The organism is Paraburkholderia phymatum (assembly GCF_038900715.1).
GTDB lineage: Bacteria > Pseudomonadota > Gammaproteobacteria > Burkholderiales > Burkholderiaceae > Paraburkholderia > Paraburkholderia phymatum_A.
The window spans coordinates 161,086-173,195 of record NZ_JAYMRZ010000013.1 but is presented as its reverse complement, the minus strand read 5'-3'; the positions used below and the strand labels follow the sequence as shown (position 1 = coordinate 173,195).

Here is a 12,110-nt window from a genome sequence, read left to right as displayed (position 1 = left end):
AACAAGGATCAAGCTCCCTGCAAGGAGGAAATGTCATGAACCAGAAACGAATAAGCGTGTGCGCGCCGCTGGTGCTGTCGATGTCCGTGATGCTGCTCTCTGCGTGCAGCATCGTCCCGGGACAACGTTTTGAATCACCTCCCACGCTGCCCGAGACGGGCGGCGAGTACAGCAGCGAACCCGAACAGAATGTGCAGATTCCCATCACGGATATCAACCTGAAGCTCGTGCGCACGATGAACGGGCAGGCGACGCAAGTGGATCAGCAGATCGCGTCGCTGTTGAGCCCCAAGGCGCCCACCTACAAGCTCGGACCGGGTGACGTGCTGCAGATCACCGTCTGGGATCACCCCGAGCTGGCGGCCGCGCTCGGCCAGCCATCGCCTTCGAGCAGCAAGAACGATCCGGGCATTGGCTTTCTCGTCGACGCCGACGGCAATATCCAGTTTCCGTATGCAGGCACGATCCACGCGGGCGGAAAGGATGCGGCGACGGTGCAGAAAGAGCTGTATCGCAAGCTGAGCGTCGTCTTTCAGAAGCCTGAAGTGACGGTGCGTGTCGCCGCGTTCCGCGCGGCGCAGGTGTATGTCGATGGCGAAGTGCATGCGCCGGGGCCCGCGCAGGTCAACGATATTCCGATGTCGCTGACGGAAGCGATCAACCGCACGGGCGGCTTCACGCCGAATGCCGATCAGAGTCACGTCGAACTCGTGCGCGAGGGCAAGACGTATGAAATCAACGTGCCGGGCCTCATCAGGGCGGGCCGCGCGCCGACGCAGCTCTATCTGCAGGGCGGCGATCTTCTTCGGGTCGGGTCGCGCGACGAGTACGGCATCTACCTGATGGGCGAAGTCAACAAGCCGGCGACGATCCTGCCGATGCGCGACGGCCGTCTGACGTTGGCGGAAGCGTTGTCGCAGGCGGGCAGTCTCAACCCGAACACGGCTTACGCAAAGCAAACCTTCGTGATCCGCAATTCGATGAGCGACAAGCCCCAGATCTACCACCTGGATGCGACATCGCCGACTTCGATGGTGCTTGCGAACCAGTTCAATCTTGAGCCGAAGGATGTCGTGTACGTGGACAACAACGGTCTCGTGAAATTCAACCGCGTGCTGTCGCTGTTGTTGCCTGCAATCAATGCTGGCGTGACGGCTGCATTGCTCGCGAAGTAAGGGTGACGAATGCGTCGTGCAATAACGGGGTGCAGCAACGCAATGCTTCCGACAGTGTGGTTACTTGATGGATCACGCAAATGGCTATCAACTTTGACAATCGCTATACGGACGTCAGCTCCGATGAGATGCACCTGACAGATTATCTGCAGGCTATCGTTGCGAACTGGAAGTCGATTCTGTTGATTACGCTGGCCATCACGGCGCTGGGCACCGCCTACGCATTTCTGGCGACGCCCGTGTATCGCGCAGATGTCCTTTTTCATGTGGTGGACAAGGCCGATAACAACAAGCAGGACGGCCTTCAACCGCTGACGGGCATGTTCGATACGAAGCCGTCGACGGCTGCGGAGATCGAGTTGATGAAGTCACGGCTCGTGACCGAGGAAACTGTCAAGACGTTGCACCTCGATATTGCCGCGCGCCCCCACACGCTGCCGTTCGTCGGCGGGCTGCTTGCCCCGCTGATGAACGGCAAGTGGGGGTTCAAGCTGCCGCCTGCGCTGCAGCTTCCGAGCTACGCGTGGGGCAATGAAAGCATCAAGGTGTCGCAGTTCGACACCGCAAAAGATATGTACGACAAGGACTTCACGCTGATCGCCGGACAGAACGGCGACTTCGTGCTGAACAGTCCTGACGGCGTCGCGATTCTCGAAGGGCATGTCGGCGAAAACGTCGTGCGCGAAACGCCCGTCGGACCGATCGCGCTGCGCGTCGATGCGCTCGTCGGCGCGCCGGGCACGCGCTACGACATGACGCGCGGCTCGACGCTGACGACGGTCGAACGTCTGCAGAAGTCGATGGATGTCGCCGAATCGACGCTGCAATCGGGCGTGATTCGCGCGAGCCTCGAAGGCAGCGACGCGAAGCTCACGGCCGACATCATGAACAACATGGCGCGCGAGTTCATCCGCCAGGACATCGAAAGCCGCTCGTCGGAAGCCGAGCACATGCTCGCGTTCCTCGACCAGCAATTGCCTCAGCTGCGCAAGGAACTCGACGCCGCCGAGCAGCGCTACAACACGTTCCGCAACCAGCACGGCACCGTCGATCTGAGCGAGGAAAGCCGGCTGCTGCTGCAACAGATCGTCGACAACAAGACCAAGCTCGTCGATCTGCAGACGCAGCGCGCGGAGATGTCGCAGCGCTTCACGGCGAATCACCCGGCCGTGGCGGCGCTCGACGCGCAGATCCGCGCGCTGCAGGGCAATCTCTCGACGATGGGCAAGAGCGTGCAGTCGCTGCCGGATACCGAGCAGACGGCGCTGCGCCTGCTGCGCGACGTGCACGTCGATACCGAGCTGTACACGAACCTGCTGAACAGCGCGCAGCAACTGCGCATCGCGAAGGCGGGCCAGGTGGGCGACGTGCGCATCGTCGACTTCGCGGAAGCGGCCGACGATCCCGTGCGTCCGAAGCGCCTGGTCGTGATCCTGATCAGCTTCGGCGCGGGCCTCTTCATCGGCATCGTGTTCGCGTTCGTGCGCAAGACGCTGTATGGCGGTGTTGAACGTCCGGACGAACTCGAAGCCGCGCTGGGCGTGCCCGTGTTCGCCGTCGTGCCACGCAGCGAGCAGCAGATACGCTTGCAGCAGGACGTGATGATGCGCCGGCGCGGCCTGCACGTGCTCGCCGAACAGGCGCCGCAGGATATCGCCGTCGAGGGCGTGCGCAATTTGCGTACCTCGCTGCAGCTGACCGTCGAAGACAGCCAGAGCAACGTCGTCATGCTGACGGGCTCGCGTCCCGACGCGGGCAAGTCGTTCCTGTCGGTGAACCTGTCGGCCCTCGTCGCCTCCGTGAACAAGCGCACGCTGGTGATCGACGGCGACATGCGGCGCGGCGACGTGCATTCGCACTTCGGCCTGCAGCACCAGCCGGGTCTCTCCGACGTGCTGCGCGGCGGCGATCTGCAATCGTCGATCCAGCGCGAGGTGCTGCCGGGCCTCGACGTGCTGACCAAGGGCTCATTGCCCTCGCATCCGTCCGAGCTGCTGATGAGCAAGCGGTTCGAAACGATGCTCGACGAGCTGAAGAAGCAGTACGACCTGATCATCATCGATACGCCACCCGTCCTCGCCGTCACCGATTCGACCGTGATCGGCAAGCACGTGGGGACGACGTTGCTCGTGATTCGTCACGGACGCCATCCGGTAGGCGAGCTCGCGGAAACCGCGAAGCGTCTGCGCAATGGCGGCGTGAATTTGCAGGGGGTCTTGTTGACCGACGTGCCGCAGGCGGGCGCATTCATTGGCTCCGGCTATCGCGGCGGCTACTACGGTTACGAGAGTATCGCAGGCTAAACGCTGTTCCTGTGCGTCGGATCGCGCCGTGGTCCGACGTCATTCATCAGGAGAACGTAATGACTCAGAAGGTTGCCTTGATTACAGGCATCACCGGCCAGGACGGCTCATACCTGGCAGAGCTGTTGATAGACAAGGGTTACGAAGTCCATGGAATCAAGCGCCGCTCATCGTTGTTCAACACGGACCGCATCGACCACCTCTACCGGGACGTACATGACCCCGACCAACGCCTGCAACTGCATCACGGCGACCTGACCGATTCGACGAGCCTCTTGCGCATCATCCAGCGCGTCGAACCGGACGAAGTCTATAACCTCGCGGCGCAAAGCCATGTCGCCGTGTCGTTCGAAGAACCCGAATACACGGCCAACGCCGACGGTCTCGGCACGCTGCGCATGCTCGAAGCGATCCGCATCTGCGGCTTCGAGAAGAAGACGCGCTTCTATCAGGCTTCGACATCGGAACTCTACGGCCTCGTGCAGGAAGTGCCACAGCGCGAGACGACGCCTTTCTATCCGCGCAGCCCTTACGCTGTCGCGAAGCTGTTCGCGTACTGGACGACCGTCAACTATCGCGAAGCGTATGGCATCTACGCGTGCAACGGCATTCTGTTCAATCACGAGTCGCCCGTGCGCGGCGAAACGTTCGTCACGCGCAAGATCACGCGGGCGATCGCGCGCATCGCAGTCGGCCTGCAAGACGAGCTCTATCTCGGCAATCTGTCCGCGCTGCGCGACTGGGGACACGCGCGCGACTACGTACAAATGCAATGGATGATGCTGCAACAGGAAGCCCCTGAAGACTTCGTGATCGCGACGGGCGTGCAGTACAGCGTGCGCGAATTCGTGCAGCGCGCGGCGGCCGAACTGGGCATCACCGTGCGCTTCGAAGGCGACGGCGTGCATGAAGTGGGCATCGTCGAGCACGTCGAGCGCCGTCATCGCAGCGAAATGCGCGTGCAGGCGGGCGACGTGATCGTGCGCGTCGATCCGCGCTACTTCCGCCCGACGGAAGTGGAGACGCTGCTCGGCGATCCGTCGAAGGCGCATCAGAAGCTCGGCTGGCAGCCTGTGACGCCGTTCGAGTCGCTCGTCAAGGAAATGGTGGTGTCGGACTATCAGATCGCGCGGCGCGATGCACTCGTCACGCTGGCCGGCTTCAAGGCGCTGGAACATCACGAGTGACGGCCATGGACAAGAACGCACGCATCTACGTCGCAGGACATCGCGGGATGGTCGGTTCCGCGCTCGTGCGCAAGCTCCAGGCGAGCGGCTATTGCAATCTCGTCACGCGCACGCATGTCGAGCTCGATCTCACCGATCAGGCCGCCGTGAACCGCTTCTTCGCGAGCGAGCAGATCGACGTCGTGCTGCTCGCGGCGGCGCGCGTCGGCGGCATTCTCGCGAACGCGACACAGCCGGGCAAGTTTCTCTACGAGAACCTCGTGATCGAAACCAACGTGATTCACGCGGCGTATCGCGCGAACGTCGACCGGCTCGTGTTCTTCGGCTCGTCGTGCATCTATCCGAAGATGTGCCCGCAGCCGATTCGCGAAGCGTATCTGCTGACCTCCGAACTGGAGCCGACCAACGACGCGTATGCCATCGCGAAGATCGCGGGTCTCAAGCTCTGCGACGCGTACAACCGCGAGTACGGCACGCGCTACGTCTCGCTGATGCCGACCAACCTGTACGGGCCGAACGACAACTACGACCTGAAGAACAGCCACGTGCTGCCCGCGCTGATCCGCAAGGCGCACGAAGCGCGGCTGCGTGGCGATCGGGCGCTGACCGTGTGGGGCAGCGGCACGCCTCGGCGCGAGTTCCTGCACGTCGACGATCTCGCGGCGGCGACGCTCTTCGTGCTCGAGCACGACGTGAACACGGGTGTCTTCAACGTCGGTGTCGGAGAAGACCTGAGCATCCGCGAACTGGCGCAGACGATCTGCGATGTGGTCGGCTTCGAAGGCGAGTTGCAGTTCGACGCGAGCAAGCCCGACGGCACGCCGCGCAAGCTGCTCGACGTGTCGCGGCTGGCGGAAATGGGCTGGCGCGCGAGCATCGGTCTTGTTGAAGGAGTCGGCAATACTTATCGGGAGTTTGCCGCGACGTACGAGGAGAAATTCGCCACGCCTTCTCTAGAGATGGCTGCGCGCGCCTGAAGAACCGTTCCTGGTGACGGACGTTGCCTGGGACCGGGATTAGGGTGACGTCCGTTCTTTTTTCCAGGGCAGTCGACAGTTTCGACCGAATGAGGACTGTAAGAAATGGATGCGTCAGTCACGATCTTTCATAACGTCGTGTGGTCACGGCACAAGGGCGCCGTGTTCTCCGCGTTGCACAGCATTTCGGCCACGGGTGCGATCCGCTATTCGATGGTGCAGATCGCGGACACGGAGCACGACAGGCTGGGTTTTTCTGACGTCGATTATTCGTTTCACCGTTATCCGATGCACAAGCTCTTCGACGGCTGCTATGAAGATGTGCCGACCTGGCGCCTCACCGGGCGCCTCGTGTGGGAAGTGCTGAGAGCCAGATCGGATCTGATCGTGTTGCCCGGCTATCACCGGCCCGAGTATTGGGCGATGCTCGCCGCGTGCATCGTCACCGGCAAGCGGCGCGCCGTGTTCTGCGACTCGACCGCGCGCGATCGTCCGAAGCGCCTTCTGACTTCGGTTCCGAAGCGCGTGTTCTTCTCGCTGTGCGACGGCTACTTCGGCTTCGGCGAACGCAGCCGCGACTATCTGATGTCGCTCGGCGCGAAGGCCGACAAGATCTTCATTCCCTGCCAGGCCGCCGCGCTGCCCGTCACGTTCTCGCGCGAGCGCGCGCTTGCCGATCGCTTGCGCTATCGCGCGGGCAACCCACACGTGTTCCTGTTCGTCGGGCGTCTGTCCGAAGAGAAAGGCATCACGACGCTGATCGACGCATTCGCGGGAATCGCGAAGCGTCTGCCCGATCCGCAATTGCGCATCGTCGGCACGGGGCCGCTCGAAGGCGCGTTGCGCGAGAAGGTCAGCGAGCTGGGCATGGACCATTCGATTACGTTCGTCGGCAGCCTGCAGGACGAGCCGCTGTCGCGCGAGTACTACGGCGCGACCTGTCTGGTGCTGCCGAGCCGAAGCGAACCCTGGGGGCTCGTCGTCAACGAGGCGCTTGCGCATGGATGTCCCACTGTCGTCAGCGAGAGCTGCGGATGCGTGCCCGAACTCGTGCACGACGGCGTCAGCGGCTATGCATTCACCGCAGGCGATGAGGCGGGTCTGCAGCGCACGCTGCTGAAAGCGACGGAAGCATTCGCGGACGCCGAAGCGACGGCGCGCCGCTGCATGGACGTGATACGGCGTTTCGATCCGCCGTCCGCCGCGGCCAACATCGCGCGCGGCTGCGCGCTGATGCTGAGCGATTGAGATCGATCGATTGCGCGGCTACCACGGCTTGACCACGCCGTGGCCGCGCAATGTAGTGGCTGGGAGGCGTAGCGCCGTCCGCTGCCGCATGACGGGCATTCGACGTGGATGTCAAATATGAAGATCTTGATCTATGGCCTCAATTACGCGCCCGAGCTTTCGGGAACGGGGAAATACACAGCCGAAATGGCACAGATGCTGGCGGAATGCAGCCATGAGGTGCGGGTAATCTGCGCGCCGCCGTACTACCCTGAATGGAAAGTCGCGGCAGGCTATTCGATGTGGCGCTACCGGCGCGACGTCATGCGCGGCGTGCGCATCTGGCGCGCTCCGCTGTGGGTGCCCGCGCGGCAAAGCGGGCTCAAGCGGATGACGCATCTGGCGTCGTTCGCGCTGTCGTCGCTGCCGCTGCTCGCGCGGCAGATCGCATGGCGCCCCGACGCCGTGATACTGATCGCGCCGACGATGATATGCGCACCCGGCGCGCTCGTGCTCGCGCGCGTCACGGGCGCGAAGGCGTGGCTGCACATCCAGGACTACGAAGTGGACGCGGCCTTCGAGCTCGGTCTGCTGAAAAGCGGACGCGCGGCGCGCATCGCCTACTGGGTCGAGCGCGTGATCCTGAAGCGCTTCGATGTCGTGTCGTCGATATCGGGCCAGATGGTCGAGCGCGCGGTCGGCAAAGGCGTCGAGACGGCGAAGACCGAGTTCCTGCCGAACTGGGTGGATACGCGCGCGATCTTTCCGCTCGAGCGCGCGAGCGAGTATCGCGAGACCCTCGGCATTCCGGCGCGCCATACGGTGGTGCTCTACTCGGGCAACATGGGCGCGAAGCAGGGCATCGAGACGCTTGCTGCGGCGGCCGCGGCGCTCGACGCGCGCGACGACATCAGCTTCGTGTTCTGCGGCAGCGGCGCGGCGCGGGCGGACCTCGTCAAGCGTTGCGAAGGCTTGCGCAACTGCCGCTTCCTGCCGTTGCAGCCGGCGGCGTCGCTCAACGAACTGCTGAACGTCGCCGACATTCACGTGTTACCTCAGCGCGGCGATGCCGCCGATCTCGTGATGCCGTCGAAGCTGACGGGCATGCTCGCGAGCGGCCGCGCCGTGATCGCGATGGCGCGCCCGGGTACGGCGCTGTACGAAGCCGTCGCGGACAACGGCGTGATCGTGCCGCCCGACGATACGGGCGCGCTCGTCGAGGCGATCGAGGCGCTCGCCGGCGATGGCGCGCGGCGTGCCGCGCTCGGCGCGGCGGGGCGGCGTTACGCCGAGACGATGCTCTCGCCGCTGTCGACGCTGCTGACGCTCGATACGCGTCTCGCGTTGCTCACGGGCGACGGCACGCCCGCGACGGCGGCTCCGCCTGTCGCGGCTCCACCCGTCGCGGCGCCCACGGCGAATGGGGGCGTTCTGTCGGCGTCCGTCGAGGAGTCGAAAGTGGAGTAAAGCGAGTGCCGCGACGCGCCGGCTTTGCTTGCGGCGCGCGCTGGCTCGACACGCGTTCGAACGGCCTCGAACACTTGAAATGAAGAGGCCGCATTCGAACGGCACGAAAGCAGTTCGAATGCGGCCTCTTCGTTTTTCCCTGTCACGTCGAGTCGATTGACACCGATGCAGCGAACACGCTCACCACGGCGACCGATAGATGTCGCGTCCTCCCTTGTTGATGTACGGGTTGCCGTAGACGGCATTGGCGGCGACGCCCGCATCGGCGGGAGGCATCGCACCGCCGCGCTGTCCCGCGGCGCGAGCCGGGCCCGCGACGCCGCCAACGGCACCGTTCGCTGCCGCGCCACCGTTTGCCGCCGCGCCGCCGCGCGCGGGCCGCTTGATCGCGACAGCAGGCGCCGCGCCTTTGCCGCCCGCCGCGCCTCCGTTGCCACCATTGCCGCCGGCCGCTGCGGGACCGCCCGCGCCCTGCGTATTGGGCTTTGCGGCGCGCATGCGCTCGCTGTTCAGCAGCGACTCGCGTTCCGAATCGGGTGTGGCGCCATCCATTTCATAGCCACCGAGCGACGCGTTCGGGCCGCCGAGCAGACGCTGCGCGTCCTCTTGCGTGCGCTGCGCGGCTGTCTTCTTCGGGGGCGCGCCGTTCACATTGTTTTTGGCCGCGGCGGCCTTCGCGCCATTGCCCGGCGCGGCGTTGTTGTTCTGCGCATGGGCGCACGGCATCAGCGCAACGCTCGACAGCAGCGCGGATGCGAGCGCGATCGACGGCAGCCACGCACGCGAACGATTCGCACTGCGCAGCGGATATTCAAGCGGCGAGCGTTGTCGCGAATGAAGATGAGCGGTCATCGTCGTCTTCCTCCCGTGCAAACGTCGAAGTCTGCTTCCATGGTGAACCGGACACTCTGCATGGATCCGCCAAAACTACGCCCGGCGCGGCCAGCCGTCATCCATGCCGCTGCACGGACCAGATAATCGATGACGAAAGGGCGCGCGACAGACGGCCTGATGGCCCGACATGAGACGGCGCTCCATCACGGGAGAAGAGTATGAACAATACGATCGGCTCCACGATCGGCGAGGACGCGCAGAGAGAAGGCTTGCATGACACGCGCGCGTCGGGGCCGGCCGCCACGGCGCAGCCCTCCACGGCGCAGCCCTCCACGGCACAGCCCTCCCAGACAGGCCGCGTGATCGACCTGAGCCGCGCGGGCAAGGGCAACTATGTCGCGTCGCGCGGTTTTCTCACCGAGATCATCTGGTACTTTGTCGAAGCCTGTGTGATCAACAACAAGCTGCTGCCCGTGTCGTCGGTGCGCGTTGGGCTGTTGCGGCTCTTCGGCGCGAAGATCGGTACGAACTGCCGTTTCGTGCATCCGGTGCGCGTAAAAGCGCCATGGAATCTCACGGTGGGCGACAACTGCTGGTTCGGCGTCGATGTGTGGATCTACAACCAGGCGCCGATTCGTATCGGCTCGAACGTCTGCATTTCGCAGGGGACTTTCCTGAGCGCAGGCTCGCATGAGATGCGCACGAACATGGATTTGCGCGTCGCGCCGATCGTCATCGAAGACGGCGCGTGGGTCTCGTCGAAGTGCGTCGTGCAGATGGGCGTGACGATCGGGCGATCCGCCGTGGTGACGCCGCTTTCTGTCGTGCACCGTTCGCTCGAGGCGGAAGGCGTGTACGGGGGCAATCCTTGCCGCTTCATTCGTAAGCGTTTCGACGGGGATGTGGGCGGGGCCGCATAACGTGCATCGTATGCATGGTCTGTCTGCCGGAAGCGCGATGTTGGCGGATGAACGGCTTGGCGCAGAGCCATCATCCAAGTAGGCATGGGCGGCTGGGGGAAATCACTACCTGCCGCGACGCGCCGCGATGGCGCAAACCTGCAACGCGTTGCTGCACGACGAGCCAGGCACGCAGGCTCGGCGAGGGGCCAGAACGGACGGAGTCTCACACGGCCGTAGAAGGTGCGAACAGAACACAAGGCTGGGAGCAGGGGATGTTTATCGATACCCGAAGTGTCGAAGAGGGCGTCGCTGTGTCGACGACGGTATGCATCATCGGGGCAGGCGTCGCGGGTATCACGCTCGCGATGGAACTGGATCGCGCGGGCATCGAATGCTGCGTGCTCGAAAGCGGCGGCTACAAGGCAGACGACGACACACGCGATCTCTATCGCGGCGACAACGTCGGCATCCCATACACATTCGCGGACGGCTGCAGGAGCCGCTATCTCGGCGGCAGCAGCAATTGCTGGGGCGGCTGGTGCCGGCCGCTCGATCCCTGGGACTTCGACAAAAAGGATTGGGTCGCGAACAGCGGCTGGCCATTCGGCCTCGACGAACTCACGCCGTACTATCAGCGCACGCACACGCTGCTCAAGCTCGGACCGGATAATTTCGATCCGGCGTGGTGGGAGCAGCAGATCAACCGGCACGACGTGCGCCGCTATCCGCTGATGTCGGGCAACGTGCGCGACACCGTCTCGCAGTTCAGCCCGCCTGTGCGTTTCGGCAAGGTGTATCGCGAAGTGCTGCGTCGCGCGGAGCGCGTGCGCGTATTCCTGTACGCGAATGTCGTGAACATCGACACCGACAGCGAAGCGAAGCAAGTCACGGGCGTCGATATCGCGACGCTCTCGGGCAAGCGCATCCGCATGAACGCGAAGCTCTTCGTGCTCGCGACGGGCGGCATCGAAAACGCGCGGCTTCTGCTCGCGTCGAACAAGGTGCAGGCAGCGGGCCTCGGCAATGGAAACGATCTGGTCGGCCGCTTCTTCATGGACCATCCGCGTCTGATGACGGGCACCGTGAAGTTCTCGAAGCAATGGGCTCGCAACAAGCTGTACGACATCAAGTATCACTATCAGAACCCTGTCGTCGCGGCGCACGGCACGCAAATCTCGTCGCAGTTCGCGCTGACGCGCGACGTGATCATGCGCGAAAAGCTGCTCAACTCGCGCGTGTGGTTCTTCTCGCGTTTCTTCGGCGAAGGCAGTGCGGGATCGGAGGCGCTGATCCGCTGCCGCGAGGCGCTGCATCGCAAGGAGCAGCCGGGCCGGCGCGCGCGCGACGACTACATGACGATGGCCGCGCATCCCGTCGATACGATCGGCTTCGGGCTGACGCGCCTGTTGCAGTTGCGCGCGCTGATATCCGACGTGAAGCTGCAGGCGATCGTCGAAGCGGAGCCGAATCGCGACAGCCGCGTGACGCTGTCCGATCGCAAGGACCGCCTCGGGCTGCCGCGCGTGAAAGTGGACTGGCGGCTGACGGAGCTCGTGCAGCGCACGTTCGACCGCACGTTCCAGTTGCTCGCCGACGAACTGAAGATGATGGGCGTCGGAGAGGTCGAACTCGACGAGCCGCTGACGGGACGCACGTCGTGGCCCGCGAAGCTCGAAGGCACGTGGCATCACATGGGGACGACGCGGATGCACGACTCGCCGCGCGAGGGCGTCGTCGATCGCGACTGCAAGTTGCACGGCGTGAGCAATCTGTATATCGCGGGCAGTTCGGTGTTTCCGACTGTCGGCGCGAACTTCCCGACGATCACGATCTCCGCGCTCGCGCTACGGCTCAGCACGCATCTCGTGCAACAGCTCGGCAAGCCCGACACGGCGACCGTGGTGCCGATCGGCGAAGCCGTCAACGCGCGGTTCGGCAACGTGCCGAATCCCGAAGTGAGCACGCTGCCGATTGCGGCGCAGTCGCTGGTTCGGGCTGGGGGGAATGAGGCGGTGTGAGGCTGCGTGCGCCCGGTGTA

At 64.1% G+C, this 12,110-nt stretch carries 9 protein-coding genes; 8 read left to right on the top strand and 1 reads right to left on the bottom strand.

The window, feature by feature from the left end; genetic code table 11:
- Positions 1 to 35: 35 nt before the first annotated feature.
- The 6 genes from VSR68_RS23630 to VSR68_RS23605 all read left to right on the top strand — a co-directional run bounded on the left by VSR68_RS23630 (position 36) and on the right by VSR68_RS23605 (position 8,336).
- The gene (locus VSR68_RS23630) at positions 36 to 1,175 is read left to right on the top strand and encodes a polysaccharide biosynthesis/export family protein (RefSeq protein ID WP_342942152.1); all 1,140 of its coding nucleotides are present in this window, start codon (positions 36 to 38) and stop codon (positions 1,173 to 1,175) included.
- An 80-nt stretch (positions 1,176 to 1,255) separates the two neighbouring features.
- On the top strand, positions 1,256 to 3,478 hold the full coding sequence (locus VSR68_RS23625; protein WP_342942151.1) for a polysaccharide biosynthesis tyrosine autokinase: 2,223 nt from the start codon (positions 1,256 to 1,258) through the stop codon (positions 3,476 to 3,478).
- 59 nt (positions 3,479 to 3,537) lie between these two features.
- On the top strand, positions 3,538 to 4,665 hold the full coding sequence (gmd, locus tag VSR68_RS23620) for a GDP-mannose 4,6-dehydratase (RefSeq protein WP_342942150.1): 1,128 nt from the start codon (positions 3,538 to 3,540) through the stop codon (positions 4,663 to 4,665).
- 5 nt (positions 4,666 to 4,670) lie between these two features.
- Entirely contained in the window at positions 4,671 to 5,642 is a 972-nt protein-coding gene (locus VSR68_RS23615) for a GDP-L-fucose synthase (protein ID WP_342942149.1), read from the top strand.
- A gap of 105 nt (positions 5,643 to 5,747) precedes the next feature.
- Positions 5,748 to 6,890 (top strand): glycosyltransferase family 4 protein, encoded by a 1,143-nt coding sequence (locus VSR68_RS23610; RefSeq protein ID WP_342942148.1) that lies wholly within the window; start codon positions 5,748 to 5,750, stop codon positions 6,888 to 6,890.
- A 117-nt stretch (positions 6,891 to 7,007) separates the two neighbouring features.
- Entirely contained in the window at positions 7,008 to 8,336 is a 1,329-nt protein-coding gene (locus VSR68_RS23605) for a glycosyltransferase WbuB (protein WP_342942147.1), read from the top strand.
- A gap of 180 nt (positions 8,337 to 8,516) precedes the next feature.
- Here the strand turns inward: VSR68_RS23605 and VSR68_RS23600 are convergent, their stop codons facing one another.
- Positions 8,517 to 9,188, bottom strand: coding sequence for a hypothetical protein (locus tag VSR68_RS23600; RefSeq protein ID WP_342942146.1), 672 nt, complete (start codon positions 9,186 to 9,188; stop codon positions 8,517 to 8,519).
- A gap of 200 nt (positions 9,189 to 9,388) precedes the next feature.
- Between VSR68_RS23600 and VSR68_RS23595 the strand changes: the two genes are divergently transcribed.
- Together VSR68_RS23595 and VSR68_RS23590 are read left to right on the top strand one after the other, a co-directional pair.
- Positions 9,389 to 10,090 carry a DapH/DapD/GlmU-related protein gene (locus tag VSR68_RS23595; RefSeq protein ID WP_342942145.1) on the top strand — a complete coding sequence of 234 codons (702 nt, stop codon included), beginning with the start codon at positions 9,389 to 9,391 and terminating at the stop codon, positions 10,088 to 10,090.
- 254 nt (positions 10,091 to 10,344) lie between these two features.
- Positions 10,345 to 12,090: a GMC family oxidoreductase gene (locus tag VSR68_RS23590; protein ID WP_342942144.1), complete on the top strand. Its 1,746-nt coding sequence runs from the start codon at positions 10,345 to 10,347 to the stop codon at positions 12,088 to 12,090.
- Positions 12,091 to 12,110 lie beyond the last annotated feature (20 nt).